The organism is Pseudomonas fluorescens, from assembly GCF_001708445.1.
GTDB classification, from domain to species: domain Bacteria; phylum Pseudomonadota; class Gammaproteobacteria; order Pseudomonadales; family Pseudomonadaceae; genus Aquipseudomonas; species Aquipseudomonas gorinensis.
In genome coordinates this window covers 1,883,668-1,905,430 of the sequence record NZ_CP015637.1, presented here as the reverse complement: position 1 = coordinate 1,905,430, position 21,763 = coordinate 1,883,668, and the positions used below count along the sequence as shown (strand labels likewise).

Below are 21,763 nucleotides of genomic sequence, written 5' to 3'. Positions count from 1 at the left end.
TCAGATACCCCAAAGAATCTGCACACCCCAGACGAAGTAAGCGAACATCGCGACGCCGCATACTGCCTGGAAGAGAAACCGTACTGCGGTCGCGGGCTTGCCCAGCGCCATCGGCGTCAGGTAGTCGGTCGCGATGGTCCACATGCCGACCCAGGCGTGAGCGCCCAGGGCTACAAGGGCCAGCAGACTGAAGATTCGCATCGCATTGTGGGAAAACAACCCGTGCCATTGCTCATAGCCAATGCCCGGGTTTGCGACGAGGTATCCGATCAGGAAAATGAAATAAGCCGCGAGAACGACCGCAGACACACGCTGTGCCATCCAGTCATAGAGGCCCGAACGCGACAGATTCGTTACGCTGGTTACCATATCCAAACTCCTGCCAGAACGATCAGCACCACGGAAATGGCGATGACGATTTTCGAGCCGCGGCGGCCGCCTTCCAGCGTCTCACCGATGCCCATATCCATAATCAAGTGGCGCACGCCGGCTACCAGGTGATAAAGCAGAGCGGACAGGAGGCCCCATGCTACGAACTTGGCCAGCGGGCTGGTCAAGCATGCCTTCACCTCGGCATAACCTTCCTCGGAACCCAGGGATTTGCTCAATGCATAAAGCATGATGCCCAGGCCCAGGAACAGGATGATGCCGGAAACACGGTGCAGGAACGACGTAACGCCGGTGATGGGGAGTTTGATGGTCCTTAGGTCAAGGTTTACAGGTCGTTGGCTATTCTTCACGGCTTTTTTTTCACACTGAAGAGCCCCTAACAATCAGGGCAAAGTTGTAGGGGAGTGCACTGGTCAGGTAAGCACCACCCAGGGAGTGCGACCCCCAATGAAAGCAAGCCCAAAAGCCCTTGGCGGTCGGTGGCCGAGTATAGACAGTTAGGTTACTAATGACAACGCGCGCACCTCACCCTAATAGCGGATTGCGCTGGAGGGATAAAAGGCGTAAATGGCAGTCAATTTCGAGGAAAAAGTACGGTTAAAGCCTTCTGGAGCAAGACTTTAGGCAAATTGACATCTGAATTTATCTCACTATAGTGGTGCGGGCCCTGCGTGGGGGGTCTGTCTGATGATTTGAAGCATAAATAGGAGGCCACATGGCTGACAAAAAAGCGCAGTTGATCATCGAGGGCGCAGCCCCCGTCGAGCTGCCCATTTTAACCGGCACCGTTGGTCCCGATGTTATCGACGTACGGGGCCTGACGGCCACGGGCCGTTTCACTTTCGACCCAGGCTTCATGTCGACCGCCTCTTGCGAGTCGAAGATCACCTATATCGATGGCGATAATGGCATTTTGCTGCACCGGGGCTACCCGATCGAGCAACTGGCTGAAAAATCGGACTACCTGGAAACCTGCTACCTGCTGCTAAATGGCGAACTGCCAACAGCCGAGCAAAAAGCCCAGTTCGTCAGCACCGTCAAGAACCACACCATGGTTCACGAGCAGTTGAAGACCTTCTTCAACGGCTTCCGCCGCGACGCCCACCCGATGGCCGTCATGTGCGGTGTGGTTGGCGCCCTGTCTGCCTTCTATCACGACTCCCTCGACATCAATAACCCGCAGCATCGCGAAATTTCCGCGATCCGCCTGGTTGCCAAGATGCCGACCCTGGCCGCAATGGTTTACAAGTACTCCATGGGGCAACCCATGATGTACCCGCGCAACGACCTGACGTACGCGGAAAACTTCCTGCACATGATGTTCAACACCCCGTGCGAGATCAAACCGATCAGCCCGGTACTCGCCAAGGCAATGGACCGGATCTTCATCCTCCACGCCGACCACGAGCAGAACGCCTCCACCTCTACCGTGCGCCTGGCGGGCTCTTCGGGTGCCAACCCGTTCGCCTGTATTGCCGCCGGTATCGCCGCACTGTGGGGCCCTGCCCACGGCGGTGCAAACGAAGCCGTACTGACCATGCTCGATGAAATCGGCGATGTCTCGAACATCGACAAGTTCATCGCCAAGGCCAAGGACAAGAACGATCCGTTCAAGTTGATGGGCTTCGGTCACCGGGTCTACAAGAACCGCGACCCACGCGCCACCGTCATGAAGCAGACCTGCGACGAAGTGCTGAAGGAACTGGGCATCAACAACGATCCGCAACTCGAACTGGCCATGCGCCTGGAAGAGATCGCCCTGACCGACCCGTACTTCATCGAACGCTCGCTGTACCCGAACGTCGACTTCTACTCGGGGATCATCCTCAAGGCGATCGGCATTCCAACCAGCATGTTCACCGTGATCTTCGCCCTGGCGCGGACCGTGGGCTGGATCTCCCACTGGAAAGAAATGCTCTCCAGCCCGTACAAGATTGGCCGCCCGCGCCAGCTGTACACCGGCTACGAGTCGCGTGACATCACCAAGCTGGAAGATCGCAAGTAAGCATCGCTTAGTTGCACCGAAAACGGCCTCCCTCAGTGGAGGCCGTTTTTGTTTGTGCCGCCTGGTCTACCGCCATCGGGGGCAAGCCCCCTCCCACATTGAACTGCATTCCAAATGATGTACTCGGTTAACGGTGAGAGGGGGCTTGCCCCCGATGACATTGGTACAGACAACCCGGAACCCCAGAAAAAAAATGCCCCGGCCTTTCGACCGGGGCATTTCCTTATCCAGCGACTACCTTAGTGAGAAACCGCCCCACTCGCCCCCAGGCCAGTCTGCGAACGCACAAACTGCGGGAAGTACAGCGCACGTTCCTTGACTGCCGCCGCCGACTTGTCGGTGATGGAGAAGAACCAGATACCGATGAACGCAATGATCATCGAGAACAACGCCGGATATTCATACGGGAAGATCGCTTTCTCATGGTGCAGGATCGAGACCCAAATGGTTGGCCCCAGGATCATCAGGCCCACCGCGCTGACCAGGCCCAACCAGCCGCCGATCATCGCGCCACGGGTGGTGAGATTCTTCCAGTACATGGAAAGCAGCAACACCGGGAAGTTACAGCTGGCGGCGATGGAGAACGCCAGGCCGACCATGAACGCAATGTTCTGGCTTTCGAACAGGATACCCAGGCCGATAGCCAGCACCGCCAGGGCGATGGTGGTGATCTTCGAGACGCGGATCTCGTCCTTCTCGTTGACCCTGCCTTTCCTGATCACACTGGCGTACAGGTCATGGGACACCGCCGAGGCACCCGCGAGGGTCAAGCCGGCTACCACTGCCAGGATGGTGGCAAACGCCACGGCCGAGATGAAGCCCAGGAAGATACTGCCGCCCACCGCATTGGCCAGGTGCACCGCCGCCATGTTGTTACCGCCCAGCAAGGCACCTGCCGCATCCTTGAACGCCGGGTTGGTACTGACCAGCAGGATCGCGCCGAAGCCGATGATGAAGGTCAGGATGTAGAAGTAGCCGATAAAGCCAGTGGCATACAGCACGCTCTTACGCGCTTCCTTGGCATCGCTCACCGTGAAGAAGCGCATCAGGATGTGCGGCAGGCCGGCAGTACCGAACATCAGCGCCAGGCCCAGGGACAATGCCGAGATCGGGTCTTTCACCAAACCGCCGGGGCTCATGATCGCCTCACCTTTAGGGTGAACCTTGATCGCCTCGGAAAACAGCATGTTGAAGTCGAAGTTGACGTGCTTCATCACCATCAGCGCCATGAACGAGGCACCGGACAACAGCAGCACGGCCTTGATGATCTGCACCCAGGTGGTTGCCAGCATGCCGCCGAACAGCACGTACATGCACATCAGGATACCCACCAGGATCACCGCCACATGGTAATCCAGGCCGAACAGCAGTTGGATCAGCTTGCCCGCGCCAACCATCTGCGCAATCAGGTAGAACGCAACCACCACCAGCGAGCCACACGCCGACAGGCTGCGGATCTGGGTTTGCCCGAGGCGGTAGGACGCCACGTCGGCAAACGTGTATTTGCCCAGGTTACGCAGGCGCTCGGCGATCAGGAACAAAATGATCGGCCAGCCCACCAGGAAGCCGATCGAGTAGATCAGGCCATCGTAGCCAGAGGTATAGACCAGTGCGGAAATCCCCAGGAAGGACGCGGCCGACATATAGTCGCCGGCAATCGCCAGGCCGTTCTGGAAACCGGTGATCTTGCCGCCGGCCGCGTAGTAGTCGGCCGCCGACTTGTTGCGCTTGGATGCCCAATAGGTAATGCACAATGTCGCGCCGACAAAGGCCACGAACATCAGGATCGCTGGAATATTCAGCGGTTGTTTGTGCACTTCACCGGTCAATGCATCCGCCGCCCAGACAGCGGGCGCGAAGACCGAAGCGCCGAATACAGCCAATAGACGACGGATCATTGCGCAGCCTCCTTGAGAATCGCATTGTTCAGGTCGTCGAATTCGCCGTTGGCGCGTCGCACGTAGATGCCGGTGAGCACAAAGGCCGAGACAATCAGCCCGACACCGATGGGGATTCCCCAGGTGATGGATGAACCGGGGCTGAGTTTAGCGCCCAGTATTTGCGGCCCGTAGGCGATCAACAGGATGAATCCGGAGTAAAGCCCTAGCATGATCGCCGAGAGAATCCAGGCGAACCTTTCCCTTTTTCTCACCAGCTCCTTGAAGCGCGGGCTGTTTTGAATCGAGAGGTAAATGCTGTCGTTCATTGTTTTTATCCTCGCAGCACAGCTTTTTTATTATTGGAACGTATCCACTGTATGCGGCTGCCGTAGAGGTTCCAGACGACCTTAGTCTTAGATCGAGTGTAGCGAGGGATCGGGAGAATGCAGGAGGATTTGCAAGGGATGAAATTAATGTGGGAGGGGGCTTGCCCCCGATGACAGTGTGTCAGCCAGCACATCGATAGCTGACAGATTGCCATCGGGGGCAAGCCCCCTCCCACAAAGGTATATCAGGGTCTGTTACTTACCGATCCACTCGGCTACACGCTCAGGGTGCTTTGCAACCCAATCCTTGGCCGCTGCATCAGGCTTGGCGCCCTCTTGAATGGCCAGCATGACTTCGCCGATTTCGTCCTTGGAGGCCCACTGGAATTTCTTCAGGAAGGCCGCGACTTCCGGCGCTTTCTTCTCCAGGCCCTTGCTGCCGATGCTGTTGACGGTTTCAGCAGCACCATAAATCCCTTTTGGATCGTCCAGGAAACGCAGTTTCCACTTGGCGAACATCCAGTGTGGCACCCAACCGGTGACCGCGATGGATTCCTGCTTGTCTTCGGCACGGGTCAGTTCGGCGATCATTGCGGCGCCGGAGCTGGCTTGCAGCTTGTAGTCCAGGCCATAAGCCTTGATGGCTTCGTCGGTCTTGAGCATCACGCCTGAACCGGCGTCAATCCCAACGATCTTGTTCTTGAAGGTGGTATCGGTCTTGAGGTCTTCGATGGACTTGGCCTTGACGTACTCCGGCACGATCAGGCCGATCTTCGCATCCTTGAAGTTGGGGCCGTAGTCGACCACTTTGTCCTTGTTCTTGGCCCAGTACTCACCGTGCGTCACGGGCAGCCAGGCGGAGAGCATGGCGTCGAGCTTGCCGGTGGCCACACCCTGCCACATGATCCCGGTGGCGACCGCTTGCAGTTTCACGTCATAACCGAGCTTTTCCTTGATGACCTCTGCCGCCACATGGGTGGTGGCAACGCTGTCGGACCAGCCGTCCACGTAGCCGATGCTCAGGGTCTTGCTGTCGGCGCTGGCCAGTGTGGAGCCCATCGCAACTACCAGAGTGGCAGCTGCGCCCAAGAGTCGTCGCATCTTCATAGTACTTCCCCGAAAGTGCTGCGCCCGACGGATGCCGAGCGACGTCAACCTGTTGTTATGTGGTGCACCGCGCCCCCTTCACGCGCATCGATTCGGCTGTTGCGACATCAGTGGAGTGCTGACACTTCGATCATCAACCTGCGCCAATCTTCGACCTGCTCTGTCCGCGACCTCAGGTAAGCAAGAAACGACATCACATCGCCAGCAAGTCATTTTGTAGGACATAGCGCCACAATCCCGCCCGAACTTTGCATGTCAAAATTATGCTGCTGCACTGGGACGGGCTAAATCCGGGTAAGATGCGCGCCTTTGCTCCCCCAGATAAGCCGACCATGCCCGCCAATGCCCGCTTCCCTGCCCTGCCCTATTGCTTCGCCCTGATCCTTGCCGTGCTTGCCCTTGTCGGCTACTGGTATGGCCTCGGCCGGCCGGTGGTCCTGCCGGACGTCGCCAGCGCCAGCCACAAGCTGCAATGTGCGTCCTACACGCCATTCGACAAGGACCAATCGCCGTTCGACCAGCCGTTCACGCTGCGCCCCGAGCGCATGGACGCCGACCTGGCCCTGCTCGCCACCCGCTTCGAATGCATCCGTACCTATTCCATGACCGGCCTGGAAGCCTTGCCGGACCTGGCGCGCAAGCATGGGTTGAAGTTGATGATCGGCGCCTGGGTCAACAGCAACCCCGTCGACACCGAGAAAGAAGTCGACGCCCTGATCGCCTCGGCCAATGCCAACGCCGACGTGGTGACCTCGGTGATCGTCGGCAACGAAACCCTGCTGCGCAAGGAAGTCACCGCCGCGCAGTTGGTGAAGCTGATCCATAAAGTCAAAAGCCAGATCAAGCAGCCGGTCACCTACGCCGATGTCTGGGAGTTCTGGCTGCAACACCCGGAAATCGCCCCGGCGGTGGATTTCCTGACCATTCACCTGCTGCCGTACTGGGAAGATGACCCGTCGGGCATCGACCAGGCGCTCAAGCATGTAGGGGATGTGCGCCAGACCTTCGGCAATAAGTTCGCCCCCAAGGACGTGATGATCGGCGAGACCGGCTGGCCGAGCGAAGGCCGCCAGCGCGAAACCGCCGTGCCGAGCCGAGTCAATGAAGCCAAGTTCATGCGTGGTTTTGTCGCCATGGCTGAGGCCAACGGCTGGCGCTACAACCTGATCGAAGCCTTCGACCAACCGTGGAAGCGCGCCAGCGAAGGCGCCGTAGGCGGTTACTGGGGCCTGTTCGATGCGGATCGCCAGGACAAGGGCATCCTTGCTGGCCCGGTGACCAATGTGCCGTACTGGCCACTATGGCTGGGCATGGGCGGGCTTATCCTGCTGGGCACCCTGGTGCTCGGTGGCCGCGTCCGCAGCACCTGCGCTGCCTGGTTGTTGCCGCTGCTGGGGGGCGTCGCGGCCTGCTCTATCGGCACCTGGGCCGAACTCACCCGCGTGACCGCACGCTTTAATGATGAGTGGGTATGGGCCGGCTTGCTGGTGGCGCTGAACCTGCTGGTGCTGGCCCATGCTACCCTGGCCCTGAGCACTCGCCATGGTTGGCGCGCGCGTGCCTTCGACTGGCTGGAGCACCGCGCCGGTTGGCTGGTGGCGACGGCCGGGTTCGCGGGCGCGGTGATGATGCTGGCACTGGTGTTCGACCCCCGTTATCGCAGCTTCCCAAGTGCCGCGCTGGTACTGCCCGCCTTGGTCTATCTGGTTCGCCCGGTGACCGGGCCGCGCCGGGAAATTGCCCTGCTGACCTTTATCATCGGTGCCGGCATTGCGCCGCAGCTGTACCGCGAAGGGCTGTTCAACCAGCAGGCATGGGGCTGGGCGCTGGTCAGCGTGTTGATGGTAGTGGCCTTGTGGCGGTGCTTGCGGATGCGCAAGGCTTAAGACCGCCATCGGCTGTCGCCCTCTCCTTACAAATGTGGGAGGGGGCTACGCTTCGGATCAGCCCTATCAGGCGCCCCGCGGCTGCCTGACCAACCGCAACCCCGCAATCACTACCGCAAACACCGCAAACGTGGTGTTGTACAACGCCAGGGCCGGGAACCCGAACACCAGGCCCAACACGGCCAAGCCCCACCCCGCACGACCCGGCACGAAAAACGCCAGCACCGAGGTCACCAACGCAGCCCAGCCCATCACTTTGAAGTGAATCATCAAGCCCAGGTTCGACCGCACCTGGCATTCCCAACGGCTGGCCTCATCGGCACAGATGCCAACCCACTGGCCATCCTCCATGAAGCCGTAACGTGCGGCATAACTGGCAGCCAGCCATAACGGCAGGGCGATAAGCAGCAGGATCAACGGCAAGCGGCGGGACATGGAGCACTCCGAAAGGCAAAAACGGCGCTCAGCTTAATGCGCCAGCGGCCGTTAGCAAGATACATACACACAATTAGTGTTCACCAATACGTGGCAAAGTGTATCGTCTGCCGACTATTACCCCGATTCCGACGTTTTTTTCCGACTTTTCGTGCCGAAGGCTGGCACTTCGGTGGCAACGCGGTGGTCATAGCCTGCGAACTTCATTCAGCACGTTTCCTCTTAGGGATTAAGTCATGCTCCGTTCCTTGCGCTGTGCTGCCTTGCTGGGCAGCCTATTTTTGAGTGCGTCAGCACTGGCCGTCGACATTGACCAAGCCAGCTATGGCTTCCCTTTGACGAACCCGTTCGAAGCGACCATCGCCACCACCCCGCCTGACCTTCGGCCCAAACTGCCGACCGACGACGAGATCAACCAGTCCGACTACACCCTGAACATGCGCCCCGAGCGCGAATTCAGCCTGCCCGACAATTTCTGGGCGGTGAAGAAACTGACCTACCGCATCGCCAAGCAGGATCGCGCCGCGCCGCTGATCTTCCTGATCGCCGGCACCGGCGCGCGCTTTGACAGCAGCATCAACGAGTACCTGAAAAAGCTGTATTACCAGGCCGGCTACCACGTGGTGCAATTGTCTTCGCCGACCAGCTTCGACTTCATCGCCTCGGCTTCGCGCTTCGCCACCCCCGGCATCAGCCAGGAAGATGCCGAAGATATGTACCGCGTGATGCAGGCCGTGCGCGCACAGAACGCCTCGCTGCCGGTGACCGACTTCTACCTTACCGGCTACAGCCTTGGCGCCCTGGACGCGGCGTTTGTCAGCAAGCTCGACGAGACCCGTCGCAGCTTCAACTTCAAGAAAGTGCTGCTGCTTAACCCACCGGTCAACCTGTATACCTCGGTCACCAACCTCGACAAGCTGGTACAGACCGAGGTCAAGGGCATCAACAACACCACCACTTTCTATGAGCTGGTGCTGAATAAACTGACCCGCTACTTCCAGCAAAAGGGCTACATCGACCTCAACGATGCCCTGCTCTACGACTTCCAGAACTCCAAGCAGCACCTGACCAACGAACAGATGGCCATGCTGATCGGCACCTCGTTTCGCTTCTCGGCGGCCGACATCGCCTTCACCTCGGACCTGATCAACCGCCGCGGCCTGATCATCCCGCCGAAGTACCCGATCACCGAAGGCACCAGCCTCACGCCATTCCTCAAGCGTGCGCTGCAATGCGACTTCGACTGCTACCTCACTGAGCAGGTAATCCCGATGTGGCGCGCCCGCTCCGATGGCGGCAGTCTGTTGCAACTGGTTGACCAGGTCAGCCTGTACGCCCTCAAGGACTACCTGCACGACAGCCCGAAAATTGCCGTCATGCACAATGCCGACGACGTGATCCTGGGCCCCGGCGACCTCGGTTTCCTACGTAAAACCTTCGGCGATCGCTTGACCGTCTACCCACTGGGCGGCCACTGCGGCAACCTCAATTACCGCGTCAACGCCGACGCCATGCTGGAGTTCTTCCGTGGCTAAATATCTTCTTCTGCTCGCCGCTTTAATGTGCGCAGGCGTGGCCAATGCCGACAACAGCAAGGCCCACACACCGACCGTAGTAGATTCCGACGGTTTCAAGGAACCGCTGACCAAACTCAAGTTCAACCCGGGCCTGGACCAACGCGAGTTCGAGCGTTCGTCGCTCACCGCACTCAACGTGTATGACCCGCTGGAGTCGTGGAACCGCCGCGTTTACCACTTCAACTACCGCTTCGACCAATGGGTGTTCCTGCCGGTGGTCGACGGTTACCGCTACGTCACGCCAAGCTTCCTGCGGACCGGCGTGAGCAACTTCTTCAACAACCTGGGCGACGTCCCCAATCTGTTGAACAGCCTGTTGCAGCTCAAGGGCCATCGCTCCCTGGAAACCACCGGGCGCCTGTTGCTCAACACCACCATCGGCATCGCCGGCCTGTGGGACCCGGCTACCGCCATGGGCCTGCCGCGCCAGAGCGAAGACTTCGGCCAGACCCTGGGCTTCTACGGCGTACCCGGCGGCGCCTACCTGGTGCTGCCGATCTTCGGCCCGTCGAACCTGCGCGACACCACCGGCCTGATCGTCGACTACGGTGCCGAAACCGAGATCAACTTCCTGAACGTCTCCGAAGTCAGCTCCAACCACCCGGAAATCTGGGCCCTGCGTGCCGTGGACAAGCGCTACCAGACCAGCTTCCGCTACGGTCAGATGAACTCGCCGTTCGAGTACGAGAAGGTGCGCTACATCTATACCGAATCACGCAAGTTGCAGATTGCCGAGTAAATAACGCCGACAAAAAAGGCCATTCGATTGAATGGCCTTTTTTTGTGTCGGCGATTTATGCCTTGAGCGCTTTCCAGATCTTGCCCACCACGCTGACCAGCGCCAATACGAGCGCCCCAGCGATAACCCCCGCCACCGCATTCAGTAACGTCGGCATCAACCACGCCAATCCACCGGTGCTCTGGCTCACGCCCTCGATCCAGTGATGCACCACCGGCACGCCATGGGTCAGGATGCCGCCGCCGACCAGGAACATCGCCGCCGTCCCTATCACCGACAAGCTCTTCATCATGTACGGCGCCGCCCGCAGGATCCCGCCGCCGATACTGCGCGCCATCTGGCCGGGCTTCTGGGTGAGCCACAGGCCCAAGTCATCCAGCTTGACGATACCGGCCACCAGTCCGTAGACGCCGATGGTCATGACAATGGCAATGCCCGACAGCACGATCACCTGTTGCATCAAGGGCGCATCGGCCACGGTGCCGAGGGTAATAGCGATGATTTCCGCCGAGAGGATAAAGTCGGTGCGGATCGCCCCTTTGATCTTGTCCTTTTCAAAGGCCACCAGATCGGTTGCCGGGTCGGCCACGGCTTCGACCAATTGCGTGTGTTCGGCCTGGTCTTCAGCTTTGCTGTGCAGGAATTTATGCGCGAGTTTCTCAAAGCCTTCGAAACACAGGTAGGCGCCGCCGAGCATCAACAACGGCGTCACCGCCCAGGGCGCGAAGGCACTGATCAACAGCGCAGTGGGCACCAGGATCAACTTGTTGATAAACGAGCCCTTGGCCACCGCCCACACCACCGGAATTTCCCGTTCGGCGCGCACACCGGAAACTTGCTGGGCGTTGAGCGCCAAGTCATCGCCGAGCACGCCGGCGGTCTTCTTGGCGGCCATCTTGGTCATCAGGGCGACATCGTCGAGGACGGCGGCGATGTCGTCGATCAGTACCAGTAAGCTGCTTCCTGCCATGTTCCGCTCCTCGGAAAAGTTTTGCCGAGGATAGGAGGCTCGGGGGGTTATGGATAGTGGTAAGGCGTCAGCGCGGTGCGATCGATGTTTCGATCCAGCCGTTGCAAGGCACTGGCTAATGGACACAGTACGCCCGCGTTTGTGTCGACACAGCCCTCAGCACCGGCCATATCGGCGTGTAACGGCGGCTGAGACATCGACAACGGCGTCAACTGACGAATCTGCTCCAGGGACTGCGCCTCGAACGCCACCCGCAGGAAATAGCGCCCGCTCGCGACCTGCTTGTAGCGCTCGAATTGCAGGCTGCCCACCGGCGGGATATTGCCCTCCAGGTAGTCCCCCAGGGTCCAGCGAAACCCCAGCAGCGTGCGCAGGTAGGAAATATTGGTGTCATGGGCCACCAGCAGGGTGAAACGCGCGTCGGGCGGCATGCCCAAGGGGTCCGGGGCGGCCTGTGGCGTGCCTTGTTTGAGCGCCAGGGAAATCTGGTTCATCAGTTGCGAACCACCGCGGCTGGCGATGTACAGGCTGTCGTTGATGAAGTCGTACTTGGCCTTGGTCAGCGCAGTCAGTTGAGACACCTGCTGCGCACTGCGCCCATGGCCAAAGGCGACTTGATCCAGCGGCAAGCCTTCGCTGTACTCCAGGCGAAAGGTCTCGCCGAGGTTGGCTTGGGTGTTCAACCCCTTGATCGCCAGGCGACCGTCTTCATCCTGGGTCAATTGCCAAGGCTCAGCCGCGTAGGCACACGCGCCGGACGTACCGCAGATCACCTTGCGCAATTGCTGTTCAGCCTCGTGGTAACGGGCTTGAGCACCGGCCACGCTACCGCCCATGCGGGCCAGCACGCTGTCTTCAGCGCGCTGCGGGTCCAGGCGAGCGAAAGGCATTTTGTCGGCCTGGAACAGCGCATCCTTATCGCCCTGCACCACGCTCGGTTGCAACCCGCAGCCAGGAAACAGGCCATCGAGCAACGCCGACGCCGTGGCCTGGGTGCGTTGCAGGGGGCTGGCGCGCACAAACACTTCACCGGGCGCCGGGCAGCCATTGGGCAGCAGGCCGGCGGCGCGCAAGACCTGGCCACGATAGCGGCCCATCTCCACGGCCGCTGCGTAACCGTGGCCGGTCAAATGCCCATCCGGCACCGACCAATTGGGCAACCCGCGACCGGTGACCTTGGCCAGTTTCGCACTGTCGGTGGGCGGGCGTACGCCGTGGCGGCTGACCTGCACCACCTTGTCCAGCACAAAACCGTCGGCGGGCGCGGCCTGGGTCTGGAGTGAAACCAGACCGGCCAGTAACAAGGGGGTCAATCGTACGAAGCAAGCGAACATAACGGTGTCCTGTGTCGGGTCTACGGAGGGCCATTCCCACGCTGGACGAACGGGAATGGCCATGCCGGATCAGGGATAGCGGTAAGCGGTCAGCGCCGTGCGGTCAATGGCGCGACCCGTGCGCTCGACAAACTGCGCCATCGGGCACAGGGTACCAACAGCGGTGTGCTGGCAGCCTGGCTGATCGAAGTCGGCTTGCAACGGTGGATGCTCAGGCCCCAGACGTTGCAGGGCGCGTATCTGATCCATGCCCTGGGTGATAAACCGCGTGCGGATAAAGCGCTCACCGGTCTGGGTGTCGCGGTAGCGCTCGAACGCCAAGGTGCCGGTGGGCGGGATATTGCCCGGCTGATACTCGCCAAGTTGCCAGGTAAACCCGAGCATCGTGCGCAGGTGCGAGATATTGGTGTCGTGGGCCACCAGCATCAACAGGCGCGCCGGCGGCGGGTTGCCCAGCGGATCATTTTTCTCCAAGGGAGTGCCCTGTTCCAGGGCCAGCACAATCTGGTTCATCAACTGCGAGCCGCCACGGCTGGCAATGTGCGGCGTGTCGTTGATGAAGTCGTATTTGGCCCGGTGCAGACGCCCCAGGGCCGAGACTTGCGCAGCATCGCGAGCATGGCCGAAGGCGACATCGGTCAGGGGCATGCCCTCGCTGTACTGCAGGCGAATGGTCTCGGCCATCGACGACGCCTTATCCAGCCCCTTGATCTTGAACCGCCCGCCATCCCCTTCTTTCAAGGCCCATGGCGTGTCGAAGAACGGGCACGCCTTGCCCACTTCGCACACCGCGTTTTTCAGGCGCTCCAGGTCCGGGCGCAGGCGCTCCTCGGCGGCTTGCAGGTTACCGCCCAGGGCTTGCAGGATCTGGGCCTTGGCGATGGCCGGGTCGATCTTGGCGAAAGGCATTTCATCTGTCTGGAACAACGGGTCTGGCTTGTTGCGTGCAAGGGCTTTTTCGCCGCAGCCGGGGAACATGCCATCGAGCAGCGCGGCGGCGGTGGAACGCGTGCGCTGCTTGGGACTGGCCACGGCGACCAGGCTCCCAGCTTGCGGACAGCCACTGGCCAACAGGCCGGCATCGCGGTAATACGCCGCTTGCCAGGCGCCCATGTAACTGGCGGCCAGGTAGCCATGGCCGGTCAGTTCGCCATCCTGCACCAGCCATGGGGTCCAGGCACGGCCGGTAGCTTTGACCAGCTTGTCGGTATCGGTGGGTGAGCGCACGCCATGGCGGCTGACCTGCACGGCTTTTTCCAGCACGTAATGGCTGGCTTCGGCAGCCTGGAGGCCGGTGCATAGCGTCAGCGCAGCCGCAGCCAGGCCCATACGATTGAATAGGGTCATGCTCAGGTTCCTTTCATCAGAATTCGTAGGAGAAGCCCACGCGGTAGCGGGCCTGGCGCTGGTCAGTGTTCTTGTCGACATACACGTCGGCCACTTCCAGGTATGGGGTCAAGTAGTTGGTGAGTTTGTATTCGAACAGCAGCTTATTGCTGTAATTCTGGCGTGTACCGTCGAAGACAATCTGATTGCTGTATATCTGCTTGCGCCCGACACCGACCGACAACAGGCCAAACTTGTACTTGGCGCCCAACTCCAGCGCATCGTCGTGTTTATCCGCCTTGCCCTCTTCGTCATACCGCGTGAGTTTGTGGTAATACCCCGGGGTAATGGAGAACTTATCAGTGATGGCATAGGATACTTTCAACGACGGCTTATAGGATTTCTTATCCTTGCCGTCGGCATAGGTGAACTTGGGCTTGACCTTCCACTTGGCCCCCAACTTGTGGCTGTACTTGACCTTGGCCTTGAGTTCGTCCTTGGTCAGCCGCGAAAACGCCTTGCCCGGCTGGCCGTCGCTGTCAGGCGCGGTGGCCATCACCGCTTCGAAGGAGAACGCCAGGCCATTGTCCAGGGCCTGGGTCAGCATCACCTTGTCCTTATGCTCACGCTCCACTTCCGAATACTGGTGCTGGTAGTCCAGTTCCAGCGCCTGGGTGGTGCTAGAGGCAATGACCAGACCAATAAACGAATATCGCCTTAATGCTTTCTTATGATGTCCAGCGCTCAATTTCTTCATGTTTTTACCTGTTATTTTTATTGTGGATGACACGACAACTTTGCTGTTTTACGCGCACAGCGGTACGGCTTCCGATGACTCGGAACGGGTGAAACCAAGAGGTAGTCAGTTAGTTAACGGGGTATCGATCAAAAGCTGTTGTTTTCGTTTACGGCGGTGAACTTGCCCGGAAAACAGCGCGGTCATCAATACCGAAATCAGCGAAGCGCCCAGCCAGAACAGCGACAGGGTATGGAAGTCGTACAGCTTGCTGCCGTCCTGGGCCAGGGTGGTGCCGTGTTCGATCAACACCCCGGTGAGAATCTCGCCCGCCGCTGCCCCGGCGTAGCTGGCAATGCCGATCATGCCCAGCGCTGCACCGGCTGCGCTTTTGGCGGCAATGTCCACGGCCATCAAGCCGCCGAGAAAACACAGCAACGCGCCCATGGAAAGGCCGAACAACATCATGGCCAGCGCATCCAGCCAGTAGTGGCCCCCAGGCAGGAACAGAAACATCCCCAGCGACGCACTGTTCATCAAGCCGAACAGGATCGCCAGGCCATGACGCCGGCCATCGAAGAAGCGATCGGACACCAGCCCACTGAGGCCCGTGCCGACAATGCCGAATACACCGGTGATGGAGATCAGCGCCGAAGCCGACAATGTGTTGTAGCCCTTGGCGTTTTCAAGGAAGAACACGCCCCAGGAAATCACCGCATAGCGGCCGATATACATCAGGCAGGAGGCCAGGGCCAGCAGCCACAGCGCCGGATTTTTCAGGAGTGCCAATTGCGCGCCCCACTTGCCGACGGTCTTCAACAGCACTTCTTCGCGGCCACCGTCCACTTCTGCAAAGCCTGCGCTCTGCGGCGAGTCGGCCATGAACAGGTAGATCAGCAACATACCGAGCACGCCCATGGCAGTCGCCAGGAAATAGCCGTACTGCCAGCCCCAGGTGACGATCACGGCGGCGACTGCGATGTAGGTCAACGCCTCGCCCAGGCTGTGGGCAATCGACCAGAAGCCATAGAACGTGCCGCGCTCCTTGTCGGCGTACCAGCGCGACAACGACACCACGCACGGCCCCACGCCCATGGACTGGGCCCAACCGTTCAGACCCCAGGCCAGGGTGAGAATGATCGCGTTGGTGGTCAGGCCCATGCAGGCGTTGACCACCGCGCTGATCAACAACCCGAGCATCATGAAGCGCCGCACATTGGCATGGTCGGCCAGGAAGCCGTTGACCAGCTTACCCACGGCATAGGTGAAGAACAGCGCGGAACCGATCATGCCCAGTTGCGTTGGGCTGAGCAGGTTCTGCCCCACCAGCGCCGGCTTGGCCACATTGAAGGACAGCCGGCACACGTAGAACAGCGCATAGCTCAGGGACATGGATAAAAAGGTCAGCCAACGCACCCGGCGAAAACGTCGCCCATCGGGGTCGGCCACCAGAGGTCGCGCAGGCGCGGCATGGAACAAGGACAGCAGGGAATTCATGGCGGACAGTCTCCTATTGTTATTATTCGCTGTACGTTCAAACGCAGATCGTAAAAAGGGCTCAAGCCTCCAGTGACGGGCCGATCAACTCGGCCAGTTGCGGGTACACCTGGGCGCTGGCCACCAGCAACGGGTTGCCGCCGAGCAGACCATCACCGCGCAGGAAATCGCTGCAACGGCCACCGGCTTCACTGACCAGCACCAACCCCGCCGCACAATCCCAACTGTTGATATGGGTTTCGTAGTAGCCCACCAGGCGCCCAGCCGCGACGTAGGCGATCATCAGCGCGCCGGAACCATTGCGAATAAACATGCCGCCGCCCTCCAGCAAGCCAGTGAGAAACGGGATGAAGTGCTCCTTGCCACGCCGGTGGGAGGTGCCGACGCCGGTCACACCGTATCGAATATCGGCGGCCGGGCTGACCCGGATCGGCGTGTCATTCACATAGGCGCCCAGGCCGCGGCAGGCGTGGAACAGCTCGTTGTGGTTGGCGTCGGCCACGGCACCGAGCCAGGGTTGACCGTCCACCAGCAGGCCGATGGACACGCACCAGGTGTGCAGGCCATTGACGAAGCAACTGGTACCGTCAATGGGGTCGACCACCCACACACAACGCGCTTGCAAGCCGGCCGCGCCGCCCTCCTCGCCCACGAAGCCATCCTCGGGAAACTGCTCGGCCAGGCGCGCCTTGATAAACACCTCCAACTCGCGGTCGGCGATGCTGACCACGTCCTGGGGGACAGCCCCTTTATGTTCAACATGCAATTGCTCGCGCTGCTGGTAATACGTCATGCCACGCCGCGCGGCTTCCATCGCGACCTGACGCACCAGCGCGTAACGCGCGGCCAGATGATCGAGGCGCGGTAATGTCTCTGCTTGTGTCATAAGCCTTACCTTCAGCGTCGATTGCACACGTGTGCAATCGTTCGGGAAAAAAAAGTGAAGGCACGCCTTTTTGGGGAGGCCGGCCATTCACCGATTACTGCCCATACAACACGAAATAAATTTTCTCTTCAAGCTATTATTGAAATTTTATTTCTGAATTTTCGTCGTGCCGCGTTCGATCAAGGTCACAGGCACCGGCTCGAATTCAGCGACCCGCATGAAGTTCTCCCCCCGCGCGACGATAGCACCGACGGCGCGTTGCGCCAGTTGCACACTGTCCTGGCGCACGGTGGTCAGGTCGTAGGCCAATTGCGCAGCCTGGGCGATATCGTCAAAGCCGATCACCTGCACCTGTTGCGGCACCTGGAGGTGCAACGTAAAGCGCAATGCGTCCATCACCCCGAGTGCCAGCATATCAGTTGCACAGAAGATCGCGTCCGGTCCCTCCCCCTGGCTGAACAACGCCAGCAACGCCTGCATGCCGCCCTGATAACCCGGGGTTTCATTAAACACCGTCTGCGCCTCGACCCCCACCTCGGCCAGGCGCTGGGAAAACCCCAGCCAGCGCTCGCGGCTGCTGAAGTTATGCGCGCCCTGGCCCACAAACGCCAGGCGCCGCGCGCCGCCCTTGAGCAAGGCATCGGCAGCCATACGCCCACCGGCGCGGTTATCACTGCCCACCACTTCAGCCCCGGCCAGTTCATGGCCACGGTTGATCATCGCCACCGGAATCTGCCGATCCAGGTAATGCTGGACCACCGACAACGGCGGCGAGGCCGAGGTCAGGATCACCCCGGCAATCTGGTAGCTGAGCAACGCATGCAACGACTGCTCAAGCTGCGCCGGGTCATCGGCATTCATCAACAAGGGCATCAAGCCACGACGGCTCAGACTATGGGCGATGGGGCTCAAGAGGCTGGCGCGAAACGCACTGTCGAAACCGGCAGTGACCACACCGACAAAGTTGCTGCTGCCCTTGTTCATGGTGCGGGCAATCATATTGACCTGATAACCCAGGGCCTTGGCCGAGGCCAGCACCTTTTCGCGGGTGGCGGGGGCCACGCTGGCACCCGGGGTGAACGTGCGCGACACCGCCGAGCGCGAAACACCGGCATGCCGGGCCACATCCAGGGACGTAATCACGTTTTTTTCAGAGGTGTCCATCGGCAATCGCCCACTGCAAAAGAGCCGATACGGTAATGGCAAACGCAGCCCAGGGAAAGCGCGGCAATGGCGCATTCTTGAGGCTCGCGCGAAGCCGGTGCTACCATGCCCGACCGCCTGTCCTGGCAAGGAAACATCCCGTGCTCAGTTTCATAGATACGTTTCTCTTTTGGCGAGTGGCTGTTGTCGTCAGGCAAGGAGCCGCGACGACTCATAGCTCGCTAGGGGGAGGAGCGGCGACGCAGAATGGCGGCAACAGACGCCGTCAAAAAAAAACAGTATCTGTGAGACTGAGCACTTTATGAGCACCATTCGCGAGCGCAACAAAGAAAAGATCCTGCGGGCGGCCAGCGAGGAGTTTGCCGACAAGGGCTTCGCCGCGACCAAGACCAGCGACATCGCCGCCAAGGCCGGGTTGCCCAAGCCCAACGTCTATTACTACTTCAAGTCCAAGGACAACCTCTACCGCGAGGTGCTCGAGAGCATTATCGAGCCGATCCTGGCGGCTTCCACGCCGTTCAACCCCGAGGGTGAGCCTTCGGTGGTGCTCAGCAACTACATCCGCTCGAAAATCCGTATCTCCCGCGACCTGCCGTTCGCCTCCAAGGTGTTCGCCAGCGAAATCATGCATGGCGCCCCGCACCTGAGCACCGAGCAGGTTGAACAGCTCAACGCCCAGGCCAAGCACAATATCGACTGCATCCAGAGCTGGGTGGATCGCGGGTTGATTGCACCGATCGATCCAAATCACCTGATGTTCAGCATCTGGGCGGCGACGCAGACATATGCGGATTTTGACTGGCAGATCTCGGCGGTGACCGGCAAAGCCAAGCTGGATGAGGCCGATTATGAAGCCGCGGCGCAGACGATTATTCGGTTGGTGCTCAAGGGGTGTGAGCCGGACTGATACACCGGGGGGCCTGGGCCAATCGGGGGCAAGCCCCCTCCCACAATTTTGACCATGTTCGCAGTTCAAAATGTGGGAGGGGCTTGCCCCCGATGAGGCCCTGACAGTCACCCAATCCTCAAGCTGACACCCCCGCATCCGCCATCAACCCCACCCCCTCGATCGCCGTGATCGCACACTGCTCGTCAATATCCGACGTATCCCCACTGATCCCGATCGCCCCCAACACCAACCCCGCCTGATCGCGAATCAACACCCCGCCCGGTGCCGGCACCACGCTGCCCTGCCCCAGGCTGTTCAACGCGGCGATAAACGCCGGGCGCTGCTGCGCATCCAGCGCCAGCAGGCGTGAGCCTTTGCCCAAGGCGATCGCCCCCCAGGCCTTGCCGATGGCGATTTGCGGGCGCAGCAGGCTGGCACCGTCTTCCCGTTGCAAGGTGATCAAGTGACCGCCGCTGTCCAGTACCGCGATGGTCAGCGGCGCGGCTGAAATCGTACGGCCAGCGGTAAGGGCCTGGCTGGCCAGTTGGGTGGCAATTTTCAAGGTTAAAGCGCTCATGGTGCCGTCCTTATCTTGTTATGGGTAACGCCGTGGAGGTCTGTTTGATCAGATGCTCGATCAAACAAATAGAACACAATTATTTTATTTATTGTATACAATATTTCTTAACAAACCCTCCATCCGTCGAAAAACTGCCTTCCGACGAACGCAAAGGACCGCACATAAAATGCATTGACCTATGTCGCTCGCCGTGAATACACTTTGGACAAACACCACTTGTATACAATTACAAAACGCAAGAGGCACCAAAACAATGAGCAAAATGAGAGCAATCGAAGCCGCCGTTTTAGTGATGCGCCGTGAAGGCGTGGACACCGCCTTCGGTATCCCAGGCGCCGCGATCAACCCACTGTATTCGGCCTTGCAGAAAGTGGGTGGCATCGATCACGTCCTTGCTCGCCACGTTGAAGGCGCCTCGCACATGGCCGAGGGCTACACCCGCACCAAGGCCGGCAATATCGGCGTGTGCATCGGCACTTCGGGCCCGGCGGGCACCGATATGGTCACCGGCCTCTACAGCGCCTCGGCCGACTCGATCCCGATCCTGTGCATCACCGGCCAGGCGCCGCGGGCACGCATGCACAAGGAAGACTTCCAGGCCGTGGACATCACCAGCATCGTCAAGCCGGTGACCAAATGGGCAACCACCGTCCTGGAACCCGGCCAGGTGCCCTACGCGTTCCAGAAAGCCTTCTACGAAATGCGCTCCGGCCGCCCCGGTCCGGTGCTGATCGACCTGCCGTTCGACGTGCAGATGGCCGAGATCGAATTCGATATCGACGCCTACCAGCCACTGCCCCTGGCCAAACCCCTGGCCACACGCATCCAGGTGGAGAAAGCCCTGGCACTGCTGGACCAGGCCGAACGCCCGCTGCTGGTAAGCGGTGGCGGCGTGATCAACGCCGACGCCAGCGAGCTGCTGGTGGAGTTCGCCGAGCTGACCGGCATTCCAGTGATCCCGACCCTGATGGGCTGGGGCACCATCCCGGACGATCACCCGCTGATGGTGGGCATGGTCGGCCTGCAAACCTCCCACCGTTACGGCAACGCCACGCTGCTCAAGTCAGATGTGGTGCTGGGCATCGGCAACCGCTGGGCCAACCGCCACACGGGCTCGGTGGAGGTGTACACCCAGGGGCGTAAATTCATTCACGTCGACATTGAGCCGACGCAGATCGGCCGCGTCTTCACCCCCGACCTGGGTATTGTTTCCGACGCGGGCGCCGCCCTGACGATGTTTATCGAAGTGGCCCGCGAGTGGAAAGCCGCAGGCTTACTCAAGGACCGCAGCGCCTGGCTGCATGATTGCCAGCAGCGCAAAGCCACCCTGCACCGCAAGACCCACTTCGACAACGTGCCGGTCAAGCCGCAACGGGTGTACGAAGAGATGAACCAGGTGTTCGGCAAAGACACCTGCTACGTCAGCACCATCGGCCTGTCGCAGATTGCCGGCGCGCAATTCCTGCACGTCTACAAGCCACGCCATTGGATCAACTGCGGCCAGGCTGGCCCATTGGGCTGGACCATCCCGGCAGCGCTGGGCGTGGTCAAGGCCGACCCGAGCCGCAAAGTGGTGGCGCTGTCCGGCGACTATGACTTCCAGTTCATGATCGAAGAGCTGGCCGTGGGTGCGCAGTTCAAGCTGCCGTACATCCACGTGGTGGTGAACAATTCCTACCTGGGGCTGATCCGCCAGGCCCAGCGTGGCTTTGAAATGGACTACTGCGTGCAGCTGTCCTTCGACAACCTCAACGCCCCGGAACTCAACGGCTATGGCGTGGACCACGTCGCGGTTGCCGAAGGCCTGGGGTGCAAGGCCCTGCGCGTGTTCGAGCCGAGCCAGATTGCGCCGGCGTTGCGCAAGGCCGAGACGATGATCGAAGAATTCAAGGTCCCGGTGATCGTTGAGATTATTCTGGAGCGCGTGACCAATATTTCCATGGGCACCGAGATCAACGCCGTCAATGAATTCGAAGACCTGGCCCTGGTCGGCAATGATGCGCCGACCGCCATTTCCCTGCTCGATTAAGGAGAAC

The 21,763-nt window shown here is 60.2% G+C and carries 20 protein-coding genes; 6 read left to right on the top strand and 14 right to left on the bottom strand.

All coding sequences use genetic code 11. From position 1 onward, the window contains the following. The gene (sdhD, locus tag A7317_RS08670; RefSeq protein ID WP_024074300.1) at positions 1 to 369 is read right to left on the bottom strand and encodes a succinate dehydrogenase, hydrophobic membrane anchor protein; all 369 of its coding nucleotides are present in this window, start codon (positions 367 to 369) and stop codon (positions 1 to 3) included. Continuing rightward, positions 363 to 773 (bottom strand): succinate dehydrogenase, cytochrome b556 subunit, encoded by a 411-nt coding sequence (sdhC, locus tag A7317_RS08665; RefSeq protein WP_172831341.1) that lies wholly within the window; start codon positions 771 to 773, stop codon positions 363 to 365. The genes sdhD and sdhC overlap by 7 nt, the downstream gene beginning before the upstream one ends. A 332-nt stretch (positions 774 to 1,105) precedes the next feature. Between sdhC and gltA the strand changes: the two genes are divergently transcribed. Further along, a complete protein-coding gene (gene gltA, locus A7317_RS08660; RefSeq protein WP_003222994.1) occupies positions 1,106 to 2,395 on the top strand; it encodes a citrate synthase in 1,290 nt (429 codons plus the stop codon). 239 nt (positions 2,396 to 2,634) lie between these two features. Here gltA and A7317_RS08655 read toward each other — a convergent pair whose 3' ends face one another. The 3 genes from A7317_RS08655 to A7317_RS08645 form a co-directional block, all read right to left on the bottom strand. Further along, positions 2,635 to 4,293: a cation acetate symporter gene (locus A7317_RS08655; RefSeq protein ID WP_024074298.1), complete on the bottom strand. Its 1,659-nt coding sequence runs from the start codon at positions 4,291 to 4,293 to the stop codon at positions 2,635 to 2,637. Beyond that, entirely contained in the window at positions 4,290 to 4,601 is a 312-nt protein-coding gene (locus A7317_RS08650) for a DUF485 domain-containing protein (RefSeq protein ID WP_024074297.1), read from the bottom strand. Before A7317_RS08650 ends, A7317_RS08655 begins: the two co-directional genes overlap by 4 nt. 255 nt (positions 4,602 to 4,856) lie before the next feature. After that, positions 4,857 to 5,708, bottom strand: coding sequence for a glycine betaine ABC transporter substrate-binding protein (locus A7317_RS08645; protein WP_024074296.1), 852 nt, complete (start codon positions 5,706 to 5,708; stop codon positions 4,857 to 4,859). A gap of 332 nt (positions 5,709 to 6,040) precedes the next feature. Here A7317_RS08645 and A7317_RS08640 point away from each other — a divergent pair, with 332 nt between their 5' ends. Further along, on the top strand, positions 6,041 to 7,594 hold the full coding sequence (locus A7317_RS08640) for a glycosyl hydrolase family 17 protein (RefSeq protein ID WP_069075580.1): 1,554 nt from the start codon (positions 6,041 to 6,043) through the stop codon (positions 7,592 to 7,594). Between the two features lie 66 nt (positions 7,595 to 7,660). On the opposite strand, the gene A7317_RS08635 is transcribed toward A7317_RS08640, so the two are convergent. Further along, complete coding sequence (locus A7317_RS08635) at positions 7,661 to 8,029, bottom strand: hypothetical protein (protein WP_024074294.1); 369 nt, start codon at positions 8,027 to 8,029, stop codon at positions 7,661 to 7,663. Between the two features lie 236 nt (positions 8,030 to 8,265). Between A7317_RS08635 and A7317_RS08630 the strand changes: the two genes are divergently transcribed. Both A7317_RS08630 and A7317_RS08625 read left to right on the top strand, forming a co-directional pair. Beyond that, positions 8,266 to 9,564 (top strand): serine protein kinase PrkA, encoded by a 1,299-nt coding sequence (locus tag A7317_RS08630; protein ID WP_024074293.1) that lies wholly within the window; start codon positions 8,266 to 8,268, stop codon positions 9,562 to 9,564. Continuing rightward, positions 9,557 to 10,345, top strand: a complete 789-nt coding sequence (locus A7317_RS08625) for a VacJ family lipoprotein (protein ID WP_024074292.1) — start codon at positions 9,557 to 9,559, stop codon at positions 10,343 to 10,345. The genes A7317_RS08630 and A7317_RS08625 overlap by 8 nt, the downstream gene beginning before the upstream one ends. Positions 10,346 to 10,400: 55 nt before the next feature. Here the strand turns inward: A7317_RS08625 and A7317_RS08620 are convergent, their stop codons facing one another. The 7 genes from A7317_RS08620 to A7317_RS08590 all read right to left on the bottom strand — a co-directional run bounded on the left by A7317_RS08620 (position 10,401) and on the right by A7317_RS08590 (position 18,258). After that, on the bottom strand, positions 10,401 to 11,315 hold the full coding sequence (locus A7317_RS08620) for a DUF808 domain-containing protein (RefSeq protein ID WP_069075579.1): 915 nt from the start codon (positions 11,313 to 11,315) through the stop codon (positions 10,401 to 10,403). 47 nt (positions 11,316 to 11,362) lie between these two features. Beyond that, positions 11,363 to 12,649, bottom strand: coding sequence for a histidine-type phosphatase (locus tag A7317_RS08615; RefSeq protein ID WP_041160877.1), 1,287 nt, complete (start codon positions 12,647 to 12,649; stop codon positions 11,363 to 11,365). Positions 12,650 to 12,718: 69 nt separating this feature from the next. Beyond that, entirely contained in the window at positions 12,719 to 13,996 is a 1,278-nt protein-coding gene (locus A7317_RS08610; RefSeq protein WP_024074289.1) for a histidine-type phosphatase, read from the bottom strand. Positions 13,997 to 14,012: 16 nt separating this feature from the next. After that, entirely contained in the window at positions 14,013 to 14,732 is a 720-nt protein-coding gene (locus tag A7317_RS08605; RefSeq protein WP_024074288.1) for an oligogalacturonate-specific porin KdgM family protein, read from the bottom strand. A gap of 105 nt (positions 14,733 to 14,837) precedes the next feature. Beyond that, positions 14,838 to 16,208: an MFS transporter gene (locus tag A7317_RS08600; RefSeq protein ID WP_024074287.1), complete on the bottom strand. Its 1,371-nt coding sequence runs from the start codon at positions 16,206 to 16,208 to the stop codon at positions 14,838 to 14,840. Positions 16,209 to 16,269: 61 nt separating this feature from the next. Further along, positions 16,270 to 17,094 (bottom strand): inositol monophosphatase family protein, encoded by an 825-nt coding sequence (locus A7317_RS08595; protein ID WP_024074286.1) that lies wholly within the window; start codon positions 17,092 to 17,094, stop codon positions 16,270 to 16,272. Between the two features lie 147 nt (positions 17,095 to 17,241). Continuing rightward, positions 17,242 to 18,258: a LacI family DNA-binding transcriptional regulator gene (locus A7317_RS08590; protein ID WP_024074285.1), complete on the bottom strand. Its 1,017-nt coding sequence runs from the start codon at positions 18,256 to 18,258 to the stop codon at positions 17,242 to 17,244. Between the two features lie 301 nt (positions 18,259 to 18,559). Between A7317_RS08590 and A7317_RS08585 the strand changes: the two genes are divergently transcribed. Further along, positions 18,560 to 19,165 carry a TetR/AcrR family transcriptional regulator gene (locus A7317_RS08585; protein WP_024074284.1) on the top strand — a complete coding sequence of 202 codons (606 nt, stop codon included), beginning with the start codon at positions 18,560 to 18,562 and terminating at the stop codon, positions 19,163 to 19,165. A 118-nt stretch (positions 19,166 to 19,283) separates the two neighbouring features. Here A7317_RS08585 and A7317_RS08580 read toward each other — a convergent pair whose 3' ends face one another. After that, positions 19,284 to 19,724: a GlcG/HbpS family heme-binding protein gene (locus A7317_RS08580; RefSeq protein WP_024074283.1), complete on the bottom strand. Its 441-nt coding sequence runs from the start codon at positions 19,722 to 19,724 to the stop codon at positions 19,284 to 19,286. A gap of 256 nt (positions 19,725 to 19,980) precedes the next feature. On the opposite strand from A7317_RS08580, the gene gcl reads away from it, so the two are divergent. Then, complete coding sequence (gene gcl / locus A7317_RS08575) at positions 19,981 to 21,756, top strand: glyoxylate carboligase (RefSeq protein WP_069075578.1); 1,776 nt, start codon at positions 19,981 to 19,983, stop codon at positions 21,754 to 21,756. The last annotated feature ends 7 nt before the right edge of the window (positions 21,757 to 21,763 follow it).

Excerpts from the sequence above, each read along its gene's own strand:
- sdhD (WP_024074300.1), bottom strand. The coding sequence starts at position 369 with ATGGTAACCAGCGTAACGAATCTGTCGCGTTCGGGCCTCTATGACTGG.
- gltA (WP_003222994.1), top strand. The coding sequence starts at position 1,106 with ATGGCTGACAAAAAAGCGCAGTTGATCATCGAGGGCGCAGCCCCCGTC.
- A7317_RS08655 (WP_024074298.1), bottom strand. The coding sequence starts at position 4,293 with ATGATCCGTCGTCTATTGGCTGTATTCGGCGCTTCGGTCTTCGCGCCC.
- A7317_RS08650 (WP_024074297.1), bottom strand. The coding sequence starts at position 4,601 with ATGAACGACAGCATTTACCTCTCGATTCAAAACAGCCCGCGCTTCAAG.
- A7317_RS08645 (WP_024074296.1), bottom strand. The coding sequence starts at position 5,708 with ATGAAGATGCGACGACTCTTGGGCGCAGCTGCCACTCTGGTAGTTGCG.
- A7317_RS08640 (WP_069075580.1), top strand. The coding sequence starts at position 6,041 with ATGCCCGCCAATGCCCGCTTCCCTGCCCTGCCCTATTGCTTCGCCCTG.
- A7317_RS08635 (WP_024074294.1), bottom strand. The coding sequence starts at position 8,029 with ATGTCCCGCCGCTTGCCGTTGATCCTGCTGCTTATCGCCCTGCCGTTA.
- A7317_RS08630 (WP_024074293.1), top strand. The coding sequence starts at position 8,266 with ATGCTCCGTTCCTTGCGCTGTGCTGCCTTGCTGGGCAGCCTATTTTTG.
- A7317_RS08620 (WP_069075579.1), bottom strand. The coding sequence starts at position 11,315 with ATGGCAGGAAGCAGCTTACTGGTACTGATCGACGACATCGCCGCCGTC.
- A7317_RS08615 (WP_041160877.1), bottom strand. The coding sequence starts at position 12,649 with ATGTTCGCTTGCTTCGTACGATTGACCCCCTTGTTACTGGCCGGTCTG.
- A7317_RS08610 (WP_024074289.1), bottom strand. The coding sequence starts at position 13,996 with ATGACCCTATTCAATCGTATGGGCCTGGCTGCGGCTGCGCTGACGCTA.
- A7317_RS08605 (WP_024074288.1), bottom strand. The coding sequence starts at position 14,732 with ATGAAGAAATTGAGCGCTGGACATCATAAGAAAGCATTAAGGCGATAT.
- A7317_RS08600 (WP_024074287.1), bottom strand. The coding sequence starts at position 16,208 with ATGAATTCCCTGCTGTCCTTGTTCCATGCCGCGCCTGCGCGACCTCTG.
- A7317_RS08595 (WP_024074286.1), bottom strand. The coding sequence starts at position 17,094 with ATGACACAAGCAGAGACATTACCGCGCCTCGATCATCTGGCCGCGCGT.
- A7317_RS08590 (WP_024074285.1), bottom strand. The coding sequence starts at position 18,258 with ATGGACACCTCTGAAAAAAACGTGATTACGTCCCTGGATGTGGCCCGG.
- A7317_RS08585 (WP_024074284.1), top strand. The coding sequence starts at position 18,560 with ATGAGCACCATTCGCGAGCGCAACAAAGAAAAGATCCTGCGGGCGGCC.
- A7317_RS08580 (WP_024074283.1), bottom strand. The coding sequence starts at position 19,724 with ATGAGCGCTTTAACCTTGAAAATTGCCACCCAACTGGCCAGCCAGGCC.
- gcl (WP_069075578.1), top strand. The coding sequence starts at position 19,981 with ATGAGCAAAATGAGAGCAATCGAAGCCGCCGTTTTAGTGATGCGCCGT.